General features: G+C 38.1%; 19 protein-coding genes, 4 tRNA genes and 1 rRNA gene. 22 read left to right on the forward strand and 2 right to left on the reverse strand.

Annotated features, from left to right (window positions below; genetic code table 11):
• The 12 genes from DW721_RS13655 to DW721_RS13715 form a co-directional block, all read left to right on the forward strand.
• Nucleotides 1-96: ribosomal RNA gene (locus DW721_RS13655) — 23S ribosomal RNA — on the forward strand; the annotation flags it as partial.
• A gap of 259 nt (nucleotides 97-355) precedes the next feature.
• A tRNA-Asn gene (locus DW721_RS13660) sits at nucleotides 356-427 on the forward strand.
• A 27-nt stretch (nucleotides 428-454) separates the two neighbouring features.
• Nucleotides 455-526 (forward strand) — tRNA-Glu (locus tag DW721_RS13665).
• Nucleotides 527-538: 12 nt separating this feature from the next.
• Nucleotides 539-609: transfer RNA gene (locus DW721_RS13670), tRNA-Cys, on the forward strand.
• A 275-nt stretch (nucleotides 610-884) separates the two neighbouring features.
• A complete protein-coding gene (locus tag DW721_RS13675; RefSeq protein WP_022013105.1) occupies nucleotides 885-1,409 on the forward strand; it encodes a ribonuclease III domain-containing protein in 525 nt (174 codons plus the stop codon).
• A 40-nt stretch (nucleotides 1,410-1,449) separates the two neighbouring features.
• Complete coding sequence (gene rlmB / locus DW721_RS13680; RefSeq protein WP_022013104.1) at nucleotides 1,450-2,208, forward strand: 23S rRNA (guanosine(2251)-2'-O)-methyltransferase RlmB; 759 nt, start codon at nucleotides 1,450-1,452, stop codon at nucleotides 2,206-2,208.
• A 24-nt stretch (nucleotides 2,209-2,232) separates the two neighbouring features.
• A complete protein-coding gene (sigH, locus tag DW721_RS13685) occupies nucleotides 2,233-2,832 on the forward strand; it encodes an RNA polymerase sporulation sigma factor SigH (protein WP_312032741.1) in 600 nt (199 codons plus the stop codon).
• Nucleotides 2,833-3,019: 187 nt separating this feature from the next.
• The gene (locus DW721_RS13690; protein WP_022013102.1) at nucleotides 3,020-3,322 is read left to right on the forward strand and encodes a DUF2007 domain-containing protein; all 303 of its coding nucleotides are present in this window, start codon (nucleotides 3,020-3,022) and stop codon (nucleotides 3,320-3,322) included.
• Nucleotides 3,323-3,443: 121 nt separating this feature from the next.
• A complete protein-coding gene (locus tag DW721_RS16480) occupies nucleotides 3,444-4,583 on the forward strand; it encodes a GGDEF domain-containing protein (RefSeq protein WP_243036033.1) in 1,140 nt (379 codons plus the stop codon).
• A gap of 172 nt (nucleotides 4,584-4,755) precedes the next feature.
• Complete coding sequence (locus DW721_RS13705; protein ID WP_005342831.1) at nucleotides 4,756-4,941, forward strand: DUF6440 family protein; 186 nt, start codon at nucleotides 4,756-4,758, stop codon at nucleotides 4,939-4,941.
• A 24-nt stretch (nucleotides 4,942-4,965) separates the two neighbouring features.
• A complete protein-coding gene (locus tag DW721_RS13710) occupies nucleotides 4,966-5,490 on the forward strand; it encodes a flavodoxin family protein (RefSeq protein WP_118746092.1) in 525 nt (174 codons plus the stop codon).
• Nucleotides 5,491-5,790: 300 nt separating this feature from the next.
• Nucleotides 5,791-5,863: transfer RNA gene (locus DW721_RS13715), tRNA-Thr, on the forward strand.
• Nucleotides 5,864-5,960: 97 nt separating this feature from the next.
• On the opposite strand, the gene DW721_RS13720 is transcribed toward DW721_RS13715, so the two are convergent.
• Both DW721_RS13720 and DW721_RS13725 read right to left on the reverse strand, forming a co-directional pair.
• Entirely contained in the window at nucleotides 5,961-6,968 is a 1,008-nt protein-coding gene (locus DW721_RS13720; RefSeq protein ID WP_118746093.1) for a hypothetical protein, read from the reverse strand.
• Entirely contained in the window at nucleotides 6,965-7,522 is a 558-nt protein-coding gene (locus DW721_RS13725; protein WP_055940390.1) for a sigma-70 family RNA polymerase sigma factor, read from the reverse strand. The genes DW721_RS13720 and DW721_RS13725 overlap by 4 nt, the downstream gene beginning before the upstream one ends.
• A gap of 360 nt (nucleotides 7,523-7,882) precedes the next feature.
• Here DW721_RS13725 and rsxC point away from each other — a divergent pair, with 360 nt between their 5' ends.
• The 10 genes from rsxC (at nucleotide 7,883) to rplI (ending at nucleotide 17,033) form a co-directional block, all read left to right on the forward strand.
• Nucleotides 7,883-9,205 carry an electron transport complex subunit RsxC gene (gene rsxC, locus DW721_RS13730; protein WP_055940393.1) on the forward strand — a complete coding sequence of 441 codons (1,323 nt, stop codon included), beginning with the start codon at nucleotides 7,883-7,885 and terminating at the stop codon, nucleotides 9,203-9,205.
• A 12-nt stretch (nucleotides 9,206-9,217) separates the two neighbouring features.
• The gene (locus tag DW721_RS13735) at nucleotides 9,218-10,210 is read left to right on the forward strand and encodes an RnfABCDGE type electron transport complex subunit D (RefSeq protein ID WP_022013600.1); all 993 of its coding nucleotides are present in this window, start codon (nucleotides 9,218-9,220) and stop codon (nucleotides 10,208-10,210) included.
• Nucleotides 10,200-10,850, forward strand: coding sequence for an RnfABCDGE type electron transport complex subunit G (locus DW721_RS13740; protein ID WP_118746094.1), 651 nt, complete (start codon nucleotides 10,200-10,202; stop codon nucleotides 10,848-10,850). The genes DW721_RS13735 and DW721_RS13740 overlap by 11 nt, the downstream gene beginning before the upstream one ends.
• Nucleotides 10,851-10,862: 12 nt before the next feature.
• Nucleotides 10,863-11,669, forward strand: coding sequence for an electron transport complex subunit E (locus DW721_RS13745; RefSeq protein WP_022013602.1), 807 nt, complete (start codon nucleotides 10,863-10,865; stop codon nucleotides 11,667-11,669).
• 5 nt (nucleotides 11,670-11,674) lie between these two features.
• Entirely contained in the window at nucleotides 11,675-12,247 is a 573-nt protein-coding gene (rsxA, locus tag DW721_RS13750; protein WP_022013603.1) for an electron transport complex subunit RsxA, read from the forward strand.
• A 15-nt stretch (nucleotides 12,248-12,262) separates the two neighbouring features.
• Nucleotides 12,263-13,054 (forward strand): RnfABCDGE type electron transport complex subunit B, encoded by a 792-nt coding sequence (locus DW721_RS13755; RefSeq protein ID WP_055940399.1) that lies wholly within the window; start codon nucleotides 12,263-12,265, stop codon nucleotides 13,052-13,054.
• 168 nt (nucleotides 13,055-13,222) lie between these two features.
• Complete coding sequence (locus tag DW721_RS13760; RefSeq protein WP_118746095.1) at nucleotides 13,223-13,420, forward strand: hypothetical protein; 198 nt, start codon at nucleotides 13,223-13,225, stop codon at nucleotides 13,418-13,420.
• A complete protein-coding gene (locus DW721_RS13765) occupies nucleotides 13,404-14,264 on the forward strand; it encodes a class I SAM-dependent methyltransferase (RefSeq protein ID WP_055940404.1) in 861 nt (286 codons plus the stop codon). The genes DW721_RS13760 and DW721_RS13765 overlap by 17 nt, the downstream gene beginning before the upstream one ends.
• A 172-nt stretch (nucleotides 14,265-14,436) precedes the next feature.
• Nucleotides 14,437-16,488, forward strand: coding sequence for a DHH family phosphoesterase (locus tag DW721_RS13770; RefSeq protein ID WP_118746096.1), 2,052 nt, complete (start codon nucleotides 14,437-14,439; stop codon nucleotides 16,486-16,488).
• A gap of 98 nt (nucleotides 16,489-16,586) precedes the next feature.
• Nucleotides 16,587-17,033: a 50S ribosomal protein L9 gene (gene rplI, locus DW721_RS13780; protein ID WP_022013608.1), complete on the forward strand. Its 447-nt coding sequence runs from the start codon at nucleotides 16,587-16,589 to the stop codon at nucleotides 17,031-17,033.
• Nucleotides 17,034-17,037 lie beyond the last annotated feature (4 nt).

Raw genomic sequence — 17,037 nt, forward strand, 5'->3', positions numbered from 1 at the left:
TAAGACCCCTTGAAGACGACGAGGTAGATAGGGCAGAGGTGGAAGTGTGGTAACACATGCAGCTGACTGTCACTAATAGGTCGAGGGCTTGACCAAAGGAACGAGGATAAATATATGAGCAGAAATTCAAAATGAAAACTTGTTTTCGATTTTGAATTGAGGGTCATATAGTATCTGAGTGGAATGACATGAAGTATGCGAAGCATACGAATGACATGGAGCTCAAGTGCTTGAGTGTAACGAGGATAAATATATGACAGAAAGTCATTTATCCAAGTATAGAGCGAAGATTCTTCTTGCAATCAAAAGGAAGTCATGATATAATCAATGTACAGTTTTTAGGGTATAAACCTAATCCTCGATAGCTCAATGGTAGAGCACACGGCTGTTAACCGTGGGGTTGTTGGTTCGAGCCCAACTCGGGGAGTTTATTTTTTAATATAATAATATTTATGGCTCCATGGTCAAGCGGTTAAGACATCGCCCTTTCACGGCGGTAACACGGGTTCAATTCCCGTTGGAGTCACTTTTTTGTTATGGCGACTTAGCCAAGTGGTAAGGCATGGGACTGCAACTCCCTGATCATCGGTTCAAATCCGTTAGTCGCCTCTATATAGACCTCAATGATAGATCATTGGGGTCTTTTGTGTTATATTTAAAAATAAAAAATTTATCGTTTTGATAAGAGATAAATGAAAACTATAATTACAAATTAGAAGAAAAGGACATATAACAGTTAAAGTAAAAAAGAGATTATAAAAATCAAGAACATAAAATAGCAAAAATTCTTAAAAAGGAAATTGCAAAAATCAACAAAGTGAAACAATTAAAACAGTTAAAAAGAATATATAAAAAGTTAAGTTTAAAAGATGGAAAGGATATGTATGGAAAAAGAAAATATAACTGAGTTGACACACGAAGAAAAAAATAAACAGGAAAGAAACAATAAAGAAGATAATAAGACTGAAAAGAACTTTCTACAGAGTGTGCAGGACACTTTTGGAAAAGGAAAACTTAAACCATCGCAGTATTCGGCTTTGGGGCTTGCCTATATTGGCGATGGCGTTTATGATTTAATAATAAGAACGATAGTGCTTGATCTTGGAAATGGCAAGGTGAAAAATTTTCACAGAATGACAAGTAATATCGTAAAAGCGGAGTCACAGGCGAAAGTAGTTAATGCTATATTAGACAGTCTGACAGATGAAGAAATGGCGATATTCAAACATGGAAGAAACGCAAAATCGGCTACATCAGCTAAAAATGCATCAATAACAGATTACAGGATAGCAACCGGGTTCGAAGCACTTATAGGGTATCTGTATCTGTCACATGAGATGGACAGGGCAATGGAACTTGTAAAAGAAGGGCTTACAAAAACGGAGTTACTTCCATATACATTGTCTTAATTAATTTGATAGAAATATAAAAATAGAAAGCGAGGAAAATATGAGATACGAAGAATTGACAATAGAGGGCAGAAATGCAGTTTTAGAAGCATTTAGAGCAGGAAAAACAATAGACAAGCTGTTTGTGCTTGACGGCTGTCAGGACGGACCGGTACGCACTATTTTGAGAGAGGCAAAAAAGACAGACTGTATAGTTAATTTCGTGAAGAAAGAACGACTTGACCAAATGTCTGAGACAGGGAAACATCAGGGTGTTATAGCTTATGCAGCGGCATATGAATATGGAACGGTGGAAGAAATGCTTGAAAGAGCAAAGGAAAAGAATGAGCAGCCATTCCTTATTTTGCTTGATAATATCGAAGACCCGCATAATCTCGGTTCTATAATAAGAACAGCAAATCAGGTTGGGGCACACGGAGTTATCATTCCGAAAAGGAGAGCAGTAGGACTTACGGCTACGGTTGCAAAGGCATCGGCAGGTGCGATAAATTATACACCGGTCGCAAAAGTTACAAATCTTGTAAAGACAATGGATGAACTAAAAAAACAGGGAATGTGGTTTGTATGCGGTGACATGGGTGGTGACAGCATGTACTCGCTTGACCTTACAGGACCGATGGGTGTCGTGATAGGAAATGAGGGAGAGGGTGTGAGCCGCCTTGTGAAAGAAAATTGTGATTTTGTTGCAACAATACCTATGTTCGGAGACATTGATTCGCTCAACGCATCAGTAGCTATGGGTGTGCTTTCATATGAAATAGTAAGACAAAGAATGGCTAAAAAGGGTGAAATCAAATAAATTATTTAAGAAATGGGGGAAATGATGGAGTTTGAAAAAATGTCTGAAAATGACATAATAAATTTAGCACAAAAGAGGGAAAATGCTGCGATGGAGTATCTTTTGGAGAAATATAAGCCGCTTGTTCGCCAGAAAACAAGAAAATTGTTTCTTATAGACGGAGATAAGGATGACCTTATTCAGGAGGGGATGATAGGTCTTTTTAAGGCTGTCAGGGATTATCAGGTTGGAAAGGATGCAGCGTTTAGGACCTTTGCCGACCTTTGCATATCAAGACAGCTCTATTCAGCAATAAAAAAATCCAACAGACTAAAAAATCAGCCGTTAAATTCATATGTATCAATATATTCTGACGAATTTAGCGATGCGGACGAGCTGGCAGGTGACAGAACGGTAATATCATCGGGAAGTGATAACATAGCAAACCCTGAAGCAATCATGATAGACAGGGAAAATGCCATTGATATGCAGAATAAGATGTTTGATAAGCTTAGTAAAATGGAAAGGGAAGTTTTAAAAAGGTATCTTGAAGGCATGACATATCAGGAGATTGCGGCAGATATGGAGAAATCTCCTAAATCAATAGACAACGCATTGCAAAGGATAAAAGGTAAGATTGGATAAAATAAAAATTGCTAATTTTATCATTATGTAGTAAAATAAAAATAATATAGAAATCCGGATATATTATTAAACGGAAAATATTATACTCCTATCGGCTGGAGACGGTGGAGTTTCCTAACATAATTTGGGTAAAGCATAATTGCTTTAAAGACATGGAAGTACATTAGGGAGTAAAGGAGGGATTATTTTGAAAAATATTTACATAGCATCAAATTCGGTTGAGGCAGACTCTGTCGTGAATAAACTATCACAAAACGGCATAAATGCTTCATGCAGACAGAAAGAAAACTTTAGTGTGATGGCAGGAAATACAGAGGTAGAGTTTGAGATATTTGTTGATGACTGGGAGGCGGACAAGGCTAAGAAACTGCTTAGTAAAAAGGATTATACATCATCAATTGGATTTGAAAAAAGGCGTCGTATGGCAGCCATACTCAGTCTTGTTTTTATAGCGGCAGTTTTTATTATAGTTATAGCAACTTCATTGTAATTAGAAAAGTTATGTATGTTGATTTAGTACTATTGTAATAGTTTTATGTGACATCAGTTGGAGCAAAGTTATTTTTGCTGCAGTGTCATATGATTGTATTATATTAATATAAGGAGCAGTAATGGACAGATGTAAAGACATTTTATGTCAGATATTTGGGAAAAGTCCTATAAGTGATGAAAAAGATGTGGCACAAAACATTTACACATTTCGTTTTGTGTTATTTTGCATGATTATATATACATTTGAAGAAATTTTAAATGTGACAGGTATTTTTATTGTAGATAAAAAGATTTTTGTTACAGGTTATATTATCGCTTGTTTTTTTCTGTTGATACATATAGTATCTTTGCTGGTACTAGGGTTGGATAATCCAAAAACAAAGTATTTAAGTATATTTGCAATTATATGTGTGTTTAATGCAGCAAGTATTTCACTGACTTATCATATGATTATCATTATTATGATACCGCTTGTTATAGCGGGGATGTACACATCAAAGAGAATATCGGTATTTACATTTGTACTTACTATTTTCAGCATAATTCTCATTACTTATGCGGGCTATTTTTATGGTGTTTGTGATGCAAACATGACACTTCTTACGGCTACTTCGATAGGACATCTTGAAAAGGACGGAAAGTTTCTGATGACTCAGGTAAATCCGAATCCTTTCTTTACAATTGGTCTATATTTTGTCCTGCCGCGTTGTTTTCTTGCGGTTGCTTTTGCTTATGTTTCAAACAGTGTTAATAAGGTTATAAGAAATTCGCAGAAAAAGGCTGTTCAGATGGAACTTAAGGCAAGTATGGATGAAATGACCGGTTTATATAATAAAAACAGGCTGCTTGCACTTTTGGATGAAAAAGTATATGATTTACAAAATATAGCGGTTATTTATTGGGATGTAAACCGGCTAAAATATGTAAATGACAATTTCGGTCATATTGCAGGAGACAGGCTTATCATAAAAGTGGCAGAAGCCATTCGCAGTTCAGCCAGAAAAGAGGATGCGGCTTTTCGTTATGGCGGCGATGAGTTTGTTATGATAATAAACGATGGAACAGTGGAGATAGTGCAGGAAATTTTAAAAAGATGGGAGTCGGCGATAGGAAAGGCGGCAGAAGGCTGTAATTTTCCGGTTTCCGCATCTGTCGGGTATGCAATCGGTGAAAGAAAATATCTGGAGGATGTCATTGCGGAAGCAGACAAGAATATGTATATGTGCAAACATAAAGTGCACGAGGAACTTAGTTTTTAGAGCAAAGTGTTAAGAACTTTCTGAACTTTTAGGTTCATGGGATGAATTGGCACAAATCGGGATTGACCGAGCTCTTTGAGCGAGGGATACTTCTTGTCCGAAGGGCAAGAAGGTGTAACTGAAAAAACTTAGAGCAATCGAAATTTAACGCTTGAAAAAAGGAGAAATAAACATGGCAAAGAAAGAAGAAAGATTTGAAGTTACATTTAGAGACGGAAGTCAACTTAAGGATGAAGGAGTTCGCCAAATCCTTGTAGATAAGGAGACTGGGGTTAACTATCTTTGTTGGAAATCTGGATATGGAGCGGCTATTACACCTCTTCTGGATTCAGAAGGAAAAGTCATAGTTACAAAGTAAAATCGAAAGTTGGAGGATACACGCATGAAAATTGTAATCATTAATGGAAGTGCCAGAAAAGGAAACACGCTGACAGCAATCAATGCATTTATAAAAGGAGCATCAGAAAAGAATGAAATTGAAATCATTGAACCTGACAAACTCAACATTGCACCATGCAAGGGATGTGGTGTCTGTCAATGCTCTAAGGGATGCGTCGATAAGGATGATACAAATCCTACAATTGATAAAATTGCTGCCGCAGATATGATTCTTTTTGCTACACCAGTTTATTGGTGGGGAATGTCAGCACAATTGAAACTTATCATTGATAAGTGCTACTGCCGTGGATTGCAGTTAAAAAACAAAAAAGTTGGCACAATTGTTGTAGGTGGTTCTCCCGTAGGCAGTATCCAGTATGAGCTGATTGATAAGCAGTTTGACTGTATGGCAAAATATCTTTCATGGGATATGCTTTTCAAAAAATCATATTACGCAACAGCCAGAGATGAACTTGAAAAAAACAAGGATTCCATGAACGAACTTGAGGGGATCGGAAAAAATTTATAAAGCACGTTCCAACTTCCAGTTTATGGTATAAGCAGCTTAGATTATTCTATTATTACTTATAAAGAAAGAATACATAGAAAATCAAGAACAGAAGCATTGCAAAAATTGACAGATTGTTTATAGGTTTATGAATTTAAGAAATAAAAGGCTATTCTAACATAAAAAGATAATCAACAATACAATGAGCAAGCTCAAGTATTGTCAATTATTTTTTATGGCTGAACTGTTACGGAAAATTTAAAATATGAGAAAAAATACTTGAAATACAATACAAAATAATATATAATGTTGTTTGTGATTGCTGCTATGGCTCAGGAGGTAGAGCGTCGCCTTGGTAAGGCGGAGGCCACGGGTTCAAATCCCGTTAGCAGCTTAGTAAATAATAAAAACAGGCATAAGCAGAACATCATATACGCAATGTTACTTATGCCTGTTTTTACACTATCAGGGGAGTTCATCTTGACTTTTCGCTAATAACCTTCATTTGTAACTTTCCATATGCCTTTGCGATTTTTTTTCAAAATTATCATTCTGTCCGGGTTCTGTACAATACCTTCTTTGCTCACATTTACGATAAATTGATATTTTTTACCATGCAGTTTTGCACTGCCTTTTTTATCAAATTTAATGTAATTTACTGTAAAGATGGTTTTTGAATAGTATCTGATTGCGGCAATTTCAGCTTTTTTAATTTGTTTTTTTGATAATTTATATACTGATTTCCTTTCATTTTTTATTGAAGATATTTTGTTTGTATTTTCATTTTTATCAATATAAGTACTATTGAGAGGTTTATCATTTGAACGCCTGACAAATTTATCTGTTTTTTTGATTTTGTAATCACTAAATGAAGCTAAAAATTTTCCATTATCAGATAGTGAAATTGATATAGCTTTTGTTGCTGTATTTCCATTTTTAAAAGTAACCTCCATGACAATTATATCTTCTTTCAATTCTTTTGCAAGATTTTTGATTTTTGCATTTTCATTATCACTTAATTCACTAATAGTTTTATTTGGTATCCATGAAATTGTAAGGTATTTGTATTCTTTTTTATTATTACCATACGGAATTTCAAAATTCTGTGCATTTGCATATTCGTTTCTTTTTTCTGTCCAGTCTTTGAAATCAAGCTGCTGATTTTTGCAGGAAAATCTGATTTTTTCTATATTTTCTCCTAAAATATAAAAAATAAGCTGATGGCCTTTCATTTCACCACTGTCACTAATGGTTCCGGTTTTTATTACTGCTGCGGTTGAAGTGATTTTTTCATTTGTTACATATGCATATGCTGTTATGGTATTTTTGTTCTTAAATGAAATAAGAGCTGCAAAGATAAGAAATATTGTTATAAAACTTGCTGCCAGAGCAGTCCATTTTTTAAAAGTACACTTCTTTTTTTTTGAAATATACTTATCAGCTTTTTCAATGAGTTCGTCATCAATATAACCAATACAATATAATTTGTCCATATTCATAGAAATTCCTCCTTTTCAAGATAGATTTTAAGCTTGCCGCGTACTCGGAACAGTGAAGTTTTCACTTTGCTTTCGGTAATTGACAAATGTTTTGCAATTTCAGCTATACTCTCCATATAAAAGTATCTACGCACAAACATTATCTGTTTTTCATCTGATAATGTATATAAAAAACGACTAACCATTTCACCTAGAAGTTTTGCTTCAATTTCACTTTCAACACTATCAATTGCAGGAATACAGTTATCAAGCTCTTTAGACAGTTCAACAATATTGCAATTTCTTTTAAGGCTGGTTTCTTTCCTGTATCTGTCAATGGAGATAGTACGAATAATCCGGGCAAGAAAAGCAAAAAAATAATCCTTTGGATTGCTCGGTGGTATTCGTTTCCAAGTTTCCATATATGTATCATTTTCACACTCCTGCACCGTACATGTATCTCTGATTATTTTATAAGAAATATTACAGAGTTTTGAGCTATACTTATCTGCTGTATATTTAATTGCATTCTCATCACGATTAAAATACAACTGAACGATTTTTTCGTCTTCCAAATTTTCACCTTCTTTCCTACTGTATTTAGCCGTTCACTAATCATATCGTATTTTAGATGGTGTTGGTTACATTTGTAATAATTACTTTTATGGCAAGTTGATGGTCTGCCTGTGTCTATTGATATATTTTTGACAGTTGCTAAAATGGTTTTTAGCGATTATGCTTAGCTTTTCACCATTCAGATTGACAATTCTCGGTAAAATGGTACAATAAAAGTCGGGATATTATATTTTTTGTCATAAGGAACAATAGGGTGAATGTACATATGAAAATCATTGAATATGCATATGTTTCATACATATATTATTTGGTGATATAGGGCAAAAAATATAAAAAATTATAAAGAAAGGGGAACCAGAATGAGTGAAGCAACATTTCGTGGGGGTGTTCATCCTTACGAGGGAAAGGAATTGTCCAAAGACCTGCCTATAAAGACTGTTATGCCTAAGGGTGATATGGTTTTTCCTATGTCACAGCATATCGGTGCACCGGCAACACCTGTTGTTGAAAAAGGTGATAAAGTGCTCGTTGGACAAAAAATTGGTGAAGCTAGCGGATTTATTTCAGCAAATATCTGCAGCTCAGTTTCTGGAACTGTAAAGGCAGTTGAACCGAGGATGCTCTTAAACGGCTCTAAGGCAACTTGCGTGATTATTGAAAATGATGGAGAATACACCGGTATTGAGGGGCTTGGTGAAGATCGAGATTATACCAAGCTGTCAAACGATGAAATTCGCAACATTGTAAAGGAAGCTGGTATTGTAGGTATGGGTGGTGCAGGTTTTCCGACAAATGTAAAACTTACACCAAAAGAGCCTGACAAGATTGATTATATTCTTGTAAACGGTGCTGAGTGTGAGCCTTATCTTACATCTGACTACAGACAGATGCTTGAATGTCCGGAGGAGATTATCGGAGGACTTAAGGTAATACTCAAACTTTTTGACAAAGCAAAGGGGGTTATCGGAATCGAGGATAACAAGCCTGATGCCATCGAGAAGATGAAGCAGGCAGCCCAGGGAGAAAGCCGTATAGAGGTTATGCCTTTAAAGACAAAGTATCCACAGGGTGGTGAGCGTACTCTTATCTCAGCTATCACCGGCAGAAAGATTTATTCTGCAAAACTTCCGGCTGATGCGGGATGTATCGTTGATAATATATCTACTGTTATCGCTATTTACAGAGCTGTCTGTAAACAGACACCTCTTATCACGAGAGTCATGACACTTACGGGAGATGCATTTAAAACACCTATCAATGTAAATGTGCGTATAGGATGCAATCATGCAGACCTTGTGGCAGAGGGTGAAGGATTTAAGCAGGAACCGGCAAAGATTATATCAGGTGGTCCTATGATGGGATTTGCAATGTTTGATCTCAATGTTCCTGTTACAAAGACATCTTCTTCTATTTTGGCACTTACAAGAGATGAAGTTGCAGAGAATGAGCCGACAGCTTGTATCAGATGTGGACGATGTGTTCAGGCCTGTCCGGGCAACCTTGTACCTCAGAAGATGGCGCAGGCTGCTATGCACAATGACTATGATACATTTGTAAAACTGAACGGCATGGAGTGTTATGAGTGCGGAAGCTGCACATATGTATGTCCGGCGAAGCGTCCTCTTACACAGACATTCAAGCAGGCTCGTCAGTATGTGGCAGCTCAGAGAAGAAAGAAATAGGAGGGATAAAAGGTGAGTAATTTATTAAATATTTCATCATCGCCACATGTTCGTGACAAATCTTCTACGAAGAGTATCATGTGGGATGTTTTTCTCGCACTTATGCCTGCTACTGCCGTTGGTATATTTAACTTCGGCTTAAAGGCAGCGATACTTATTGTAGCCTGTGTTGCTACGGCTGTACTTACTGAGTACATCTGGCAGAAGGCTATGAAGCTTCCGGTTACGGTAAGTGACGGAAGTGCGGCACTTACGGGATTGCTTTTGGCTCTCAACCTGTCATCAACATTCCCGGTATGGATGGCTATCCTCGGCAGTGTATTTGCGATAATCATCGTAAAACAGCTTTTCGGAGGACTCGGTCAGAACTTTATGAACCCGGCACTCGGAGCAAGATGTTTCCTTATGATTTCATTTGCCGGAAAGATGACTTCATTTACATATGATGGTGTTACGGGAGCTACACCGCTTGCAATCATCAAAAACGGAGACAAGGCTACAGCGGTTGCCGATCTTCTTGCATCAGGTGACGGCAAGACACAGGTTGCCACAAGTGTTCTCAAGATGTTCCTCGGTACTATCGGAGGAACTATAGGTGAGACTTCAGCACTTGCACTTCTTATTGGTGCAGCTTATCTTCTTATAAAGAAAGTTATCACATGGAGAATTCCGGTATGCTATATCGGAATATTTGCAATATTTGCACTTATATTTGGCGGACGCGGATTTGACCTTACATATCTCGCTGCTGAAATCTGTGGCGGTGGTCTTATGCTCGGTGCATTTTTCATGGCAACAGACTATGTTACAAGTCCTATCACACCAAAGGGACAGATTGTATTCGGTGTACTTCTCGGTGTACTTACGGGAATATTCCGTATTTTCGGAGCATCAGCAGAAGGTGTTTCTTACGCCATCATTATCTGTAACCTGTTAGTTCCATTGATTGAAAAGGTGACTATTCCTGTTCCATTTGGAAAGGAGGGAATTAAAGATGGCAAATAATGAAAACAAATCAACGCTTATGCATGATGCGATTATGCTTTTTGTTATAACAATTATAGCAGGTGTTTTGCTCGGTGGAGTTTATACAATTACAAAAGGACCTATAGCAGCCGCAGACGAGAAAGCTACAAATGAAGCGTATGCTGCTGTTTATAAGGATGCAGAGTTTAAAGCAGATGACACCCTTACAAAAGCTGTTGAATCATTCCAAAAGGATGTTGCAGCAGGTAAGATCGATGATGGTACATTCTCATATACAAGCGAAGAACTTATCGAAGCAAGAACAGCTTCTAAAGACGGTTCACAGACAGGTTATGTTCTTAAAGTAAGCGGAAAAGGTTATGGCGGAGCAGTAACAATCGCACTTGGTATCACAAATGAGGGCGAGGTTGTTGGCATTCAGATTCTTGATGCGAGCAACGAGACACCTGGTCTTGGTCAGAATTCGACAAAAGAGACTTGGAACAGCCAGTATGTAGGAATGAAATCAGACAAAACATTATCAGTTGTAAAGGATGGCAGCGGAAGTGCAGACAACGGCACAGTTAATGCTATTTCAGGTGCTACCATTACAAGTAAAGCCGTGACAAGAGCTGTCAATGTAGCTATGAAATTTGTCGCAGCTCAGACCGGAAAGTAAGGGGGTAAAGACATGAGTTCTTGTACAGAGAGATTAAAAAACGGTATTATTACCGAAAATCCGACTTTTGTAATGATGCTTGGTATGTGTCCTACTCTTGCCGTTACATCTTCAGCCATAAACGGACTTGGCATGGGACTTACGACAACGGCAGTTCTTATACTTTCCAATGCATTTATATCATTACTTAGAAAAGTTATTCCGGATAAGGTTCGTATTCCGGCATTCATCGTAATCGTTGCTTCATTCGTAACGATAATACAGCTTTTATTACAGGGATATATGCAGTCACTCAACAAAGCATTAGGTGTTTATATTCCGCTTATCGTTGTAAACTGTATCATTCTTGGTAGAGCAGAGGCTTATGCTTCTAAAAATCCTGTACTTCCATCAATATTTGACGGACTTGGTATGGGACTTGGTTTCACATTTGGTCTTACATGTATCGGTATCTGCCGTGAAATTTTGGGAAGTGGTGCTATATTTAATCATCAGTTCATTCCTGAGGATTATCATATTACGTTCTTCGTACTTGCACCCGGAGCATTTCTTGTGCTCTCATTCCTTACGGCATTGCAGAATAAACTCAAGATGCCTTCTGCAACAAATGTTGAGACAAATGATACAAATATCGCCTGTGGCGGTAACTGTGCAAGCTGTATAGGTTCAAGCTGTGCAGCAAACAAAGGTCTTGTTGAAGCTGAGAGAGTTGCAGCAAAGGCAGCGAAAGCTCAGGCAGCTAAGGAAGCAGCAGCAAAGGCTAAAGCAGCAAAAGAGGCGGCCGCAAAAGCAGCCGAAGCTCAGAAAAAGGAGGATTGATTTAAGTGAATTTATTTGTGATTATGATTTCATCAATGTTGGTAAGTAATGTTGTACTTAGTCAGTTTCTCGGTATCTGTCCTTTCCTCGGTGTATCAAAGAAAGTTGAAACGGCAGCAGGTATGGGTGCGGCAGTTACATTCGTTATCACGATAGCATCTGCCATTACTTATCCGATATATTATTTTATTCTTGTTCCTTTGGGACTTGCGTATCTGGAAACTATCGCATTTATCCTTATAATTGCGGCTCTTGTTCAGTTTGTTGAAATGGTATTAAAGAAGTTTATGCCACCTCTTTATGAGGCACTCGGTGTTTATCTTCCTCTTATCACAACAAACTGTGCAGTTTTAGGTGTGGCACTTAACAACATCACAAACGGCTGCAATTTTATAGAAAGTGTTGTTACAGGTCTTTTTACGGCACTTGGTTTCCTTGTATCTATTGTTATATTGGCTAGTATCCGTGAGAGAATCGAATTTAATGATATTCCGCATTCTTTCAAAGGAACACCAATCGTACTTGTAACAGCCAGCTTAATGGCAATAGCATTTTGCGGCTTTGCAGGTCTTGTATAGAAAGGGGGAGTATAAATGACAGGCGTAATAATGGCAGCGGTAGTTGTTGGTTTGATAGGTCTTCTTATAGGACTCCTTTTAGGATTTGCGGCAAAAGCATTTGCAGTTCCTGTTGATGAGAAAGAAATCGAAGTGAGAGAGTTTCTTCCGGGAAACAACTGTGGCGGTTGTGGATATGCAGGATGTGATGCTTTGGCAAAGGCTATCGCAGCAGGTGAAGCACCTGTAAATGCGTGTCCTGTAGGTGGTGCAGCAGTTGCCGAAAAGATAGGAAATGTCATGGGTGTTGCAGCAGGAGACAGCGTAAAGATGGTTGCATATGTTAAATGTTCAGGAACTTGTGACAAGGCAGGCATCAAGGCAAACTATTATGGAATTTCAGATTGTAAGAGAGCAGCAGCAATACCGGGACGCGGAGATAAGGCTTGTTCATTCGGATGTATGGGATTTGGTTCATGCGTGGCAGCCTGTAAATTTGATGCGATTCATGTAGAACATGGTGTTGCAATAGTTGATAAAGAAAAATGTGTTGCGTGTGGCAAGTGTGCAGAGGAATGTCCAAACGGACTTATCGAGCTTGTACCGTATGATGCAAAATGGGCGGTTGCCTGCTCAAATAAAGATAAGGGACCTAAGGTTATGGCAGTATGTGATACAGGATGTATCGGATGTGGTCTTTGTGAAAAGACTTGTAAGTTCGATGCGATTCATGTAGAGAATAATATTGCACATATTGACCAGAGCAAGTGTAAGGGATGTGGGGCTTGTGCAGCTAAATGTCCTAAGAAAGTTATACTTGCACACTAATCCTGTTACAAAGATATAGGCATTGCGGTGTCTATATCTTTTTTTTTGTGCATTAAAATGTTATAATAAAAAGTGATGGTATAAGAAGAATAATTTTTGAATAAAAACTAAGAAGAAATATTTGACACAGTACCATATAGGAGTTTATGCAACGATTTTGTTCATCTTATGGGTGGAAAACTTGAAGTTCAGAGTGAGCCGGGAAAGGGCTCTGATTTTTGCTTTGAAATCAGTCTTCCATATCCTGACGAAGAGGAATGTGAAGAATATACGGCTCATAAAAAGGAGGAGACAACTGAAATTTCAAAACTAAAAGGAGTACATATAACTATGAAATGGAGGAAAATATATGTGGATAGCAGATAATTGGAAAGATTATGAGGTGATAGATACATCAGGTGGAGAAAAGCTTGAGAGATGGGGAGATTATATTCTTGTAAGACCCGACCCGCAGGTTATTTGGGACACACCTAAAAAGGTGAAAGGCTGGAAGAAGATGAACGGACACTATCACAGAAGCAACAAAGGTGGCGGTGAATGGGAGTTTTTCAATCTTCCAAATACATGGCAGATAAATTATGGAAAACTTGTGTTTAATCTCCAGCCGTTTAAGTTCAAACATACGGGACTTTTTCCGGAGCAGGCGGTAAACTGGGACTGGTTTGGAGAGAAGATAAAAAATGCAAAAAGACCGGTAAAGGTTTTAAATCTTTTTGCATATACAGGCGGTGCAACACTTGCGGCAGCATCGGCAGGAGCGAGTGTTACACATGTTGATGCATCAAAAGGCATGGTGACATGGGCGAAAGAAAATGCGGCGGCATCGGGACTTTCAGATGCACCTATACGCTGGCTTGTGGATGACTGTGTTAAGTTTGTGGAAAGAGAGATAAGACGAGGCAACAAGTATGATGGGATTATCATGGATCCGCCATCTTACGGCAGAGGACCTAAAGGTGAGATTTGGAAAATAGAGGAAAAGATACATCCATTCATACAGCTTTGTACGCAGATTTTGTCGGATGATCCACTTTTCTTTTTGATAAATTCTTATACAACAGGACTTCAGCCGGCAGTTCTTTCATATATGTTAAATACGGAACTTGTAAAAAAAATAGGCGGTAAAGTTGAGGCGGAGGAGATAGGACTTCCGGTGTCATCAAATGGTCTTGTACTTCCGTGTGGTGCTTCGGGCAGATGGGAAAAATAGCAGCTTAAAGCTATTGTGGCTGTACTTTGGGTGTGAAGCAGTTACAGTGCAAAAACAGCTTAAATCCACATTGATTGACGGTAAATAACTGTTAATGTTATACTATGACTAACAGTAGTATGTGCATTATCATATAATTGATTATGCACAGGAATGGAGATTGATGTATAGAATGAAACATAGAATGAGGCTTAGGGGGAATCTTAAGACTTATCTTAGATGGCCCCTGTTTTTTGGCATATTACTTATTCTGATGACGATACAGCTTTTTTCGGTATCAGTGAGAAGTGGTGTGATAGGTATCGGATATACGATTTTATATCTTATGATAGCGGGGCTTATCAATTTTTCAGGCAGAAGAAAACTTAAAAAAGACCTCATCGAGTTTGCTACGAATTACGGTGAAATGCAGATGCGTATGATGAAAACACTTACTGTTCCGTTTGCCATATTGAGTGAAGACGGTCATATGCTCTGGGGGAATGATGAGTTTGTATCAGTCATTGTAAATAAAAAAGCTGCAAGGAGAAATATAGCAAATATATTTGAGGAGATTACTTTAGACAGTCTTCCGGATTCCGATGAGGTCAAGGTGGTTCATGTAAGAACCGAAGATAAATATTATCGTGTTGTCATGAAGCTTGTTGAGTCGGATAATGCAGGAGAGGGCGATACTGTAAAGACGGATATAAATCAGCTTATGGACAACAGCAGGCTCATATCTGTATTTTTGTATGATGAAACTGATATTATGGAGCTTGAACAGAAGCGTGAAGCTGAAAATCTTGTTGTCGGTCTTTTATATATTGATAATTATGATGAACTTATCGACAGTATTGACGAGATAAGACAGTCGCTTATAATGGCTCTTATTGACAGAAAAATAAACAAATATATGCAGGGCATAGATGCAATTTCCAAAAAACTCGAAAAGGATAAATTTTTATTTATGTTTAAACAGAGTTACCTTTCGGAAATCTGTTCAAACCGTTTTGCTATCTTAGAGGAAATAAGAGATATAAATCTTGGAAATGAGTCAAGTGCAACGATAAGTATCGGTATAGGTGTGGGCAGAGATACCTTTGTCGAAAGATACGATCTTGCCCGTGCAGCTATTGACCTTGCACTCGGCAGAGGCGGCGACCAGGCAGTTGTTAAATCAATCGACCAGGAAAAATTCTATGGTGGAAAGAGTGTTCAGATAGAGAGAAACACGAGGGTTAAGGCGAGAGTGAAAGCCCATGCTCTGAAAGAACTGATAGAGGGCAAGGAAAGAGTTGTCGTAATGGGACATTCTATAGGTGATGTTGATTCGTTCGGAGCATCAATAGGAATATACCGTATAGCAAAGACTCTTAACAGAAAGGCAAATGTTGTATTAAATGAAGTCAGCCAATCTGTCAAGCCTATAAGAGACAGATTTTATACAAAAGAATATGAAGAAGACATGATAATTACAGGCGATGAAGCGAAAGAACTCGTCGATGAAAATACTGTACTTGTCATCGTGGATGTAAACAGGGCAAGTTATACGGAGTGTCCGGAACTTATCGAGCAGGCACAGTCTGTTGTGGTTATAGATCATCACAGACAGGCGGGGGATGCAATAGACAAAGCAGTTTTGTTTTATATTGAGCCGTATGCATCATCGGCGAGTGAGATGGTTGCAGAAATATCTCAATATATTGGCAGTGGTCTTAAATTAAAATCTGCCGAAGCTGAAGCAATGTATGCAGGCATTATGATAGATACAAATTATTTTTCCAACAAGACAGGTGTCAGGACCTTTGAAGCGATGGCATATCTCAGAAGAAACGGTGCCGATGCCGTCCGTATCAGAAAAGCATTCAGGGAGGATATTGACGAGTATAAGATAAGAGCTGCAGCTATACAGGATACCGAGCTTTATGAGGGTGTATTTGCGATTGCTGAGAGCAAGAGTGAGGGAATCGAGTCGCCAACGGTATTTGCGTCAAAGATAGCAAATTCGCTTCTTGACATAAGTAATGTAAAGGCATCATTTGTGCTCACAAAATACAGAGGAAAGGTCTACATAAGTGCACGCTCAATAGATGAAGTGAATGTGCAGGTTATGATGGAAAGACTCGGCGGCGGTGGTCATATAAATATGGCTGGTGCACAGCTTGAAAATGTCGAGGTTGAAGAAGCCAAAAACATGATAAAACAGGAAATAGATAGCATGATAGAGGAAGGAGAAATATAAAATGTGAAAAATACATTTTTCACATACAAGAGTTGTGTCTGCGCACACTTGACACAAACTTGGGATGCACAAAATAAGTGTGCAGAAAAGAGGATAAAATGCAGGTTATATTATTAGAAGATGTAAAATCTCTTGGAAAAAAAGGCGAGATTGTTAAGGTAAATGACGGTTACGCAAGAAACTTTATATTAAAGAAAAAGCTAGGTGTTGAAGCAACATCAAACAACTTAAATGAGCTTAAACTTCAGAAGAAAAATGAGGAAAGAATAGCAAAAGAAAAGCTTGATGCAGCGAAAGAATTTGCAAAAGAACTTGAAGAAAAACAGGTGACAGTTTCGATAAAGACAGGTTCGGGCGGAAGAAGCTTCGGTTCTGTTTCGACAAAGGAAATTGCGGCAGCAGCAAAGAGCCAGCTTGGTTACGAACTCGACAAAAAGAAGATGGAACTTGATGTACCTATCAAGAGTCCGGGAACTTTCAATGTAAAGATAAAGCTTCACCAGAAAGTAACGGCAGAACTTAAAGTTGTCGTAAAACAGGCTTAAGGGG

Source organism: Clostridium sp. AM27-31LB (assembly GCF_003480745.1).
In the GTDB taxonomy this organism is placed as follows: Bacteria; Bacillota; Clostridia; order Lachnospirales; family Lachnospiraceae; genus Butyribacter; species Butyribacter intestini.

Bases quoted from the DNA above. Each gene is read 5' to 3' on its own strand.
- DW721_RS13675 (WP_022013105.1), top strand. From the start codon at position 885: ATGGAAAAAGAAAATATAACTGAGTTGACACACGAAGAAAAAAATAAA.
- rlmB (WP_022013104.1), top strand. From the start codon at position 1,450: ATGAGATACGAAGAATTGACAATAGAGGGCAGAAATGCAGTTTTAGAA.
- sigH (WP_312032741.1), top strand. From the start codon at position 2,233: ATGGAGTTTGAAAAAATGTCTGAAAATGACATAATAAATTTAGCACAA.
- DW721_RS16480 (WP_243036033.1), top strand. From the start codon at position 3,444: ATGGACAGATGTAAAGACATTTTATGTCAGATATTTGGGAAAAGTCCT.
- DW721_RS13705 (WP_005342831.1), top strand. From the start codon at position 4,756: ATGGCAAAGAAAGAAGAAAGATTTGAAGTTACATTTAGAGACGGAAGT.
- DW721_RS13710 (WP_118746092.1), top strand. From the start codon at position 4,966: ATGAAAATTGTAATCATTAATGGAAGTGCCAGAAAAGGAAACACGCTG.
- DW721_RS13720 (WP_118746093.1), bottom strand. From the start codon at position 6,968: ATGAATATGGACAAATTATATTGTATTGGTTATATTGATGACGAACTC.
- rsxC (WP_055940393.1), top strand. From the start codon at position 7,883: ATGAGTGAAGCAACATTTCGTGGGGGTGTTCATCCTTACGAGGGAAAG.
- DW721_RS13740 (WP_118746094.1), top strand. From the start codon at position 10,200: ATGGCAAATAATGAAAACAAATCAACGCTTATGCATGATGCGATTATG.
- DW721_RS13745 (WP_022013602.1), top strand. From the start codon at position 10,863: ATGAGTTCTTGTACAGAGAGATTAAAAAACGGTATTATTACCGAAAAT.
- DW721_RS13755 (WP_055940399.1), top strand. From the start codon at position 12,263: ATGACAGGCGTAATAATGGCAGCGGTAGTTGTTGGTTTGATAGGTCTT.
- DW721_RS13760 (WP_118746095.1), top strand. From the start codon at position 13,223: ATGGGTGGAAAACTTGAAGTTCAGAGTGAGCCGGGAAAGGGCTCTGAT.
- DW721_RS13765 (WP_055940404.1), top strand. From the start codon at position 13,404: ATGTGGATAGCAGATAATTGGAAAGATTATGAGGTGATAGATACATCA.
- DW721_RS13770 (WP_118746096.1), top strand. From the start codon at position 14,437: ATGAAACATAGAATGAGGCTTAGGGGGAATCTTAAGACTTATCTTAGA.
- rplI (WP_022013608.1), top strand. From the start codon at position 16,587: ATGCAGGTTATATTATTAGAAGATGTAAAATCTCTTGGAAAAAAAGGC.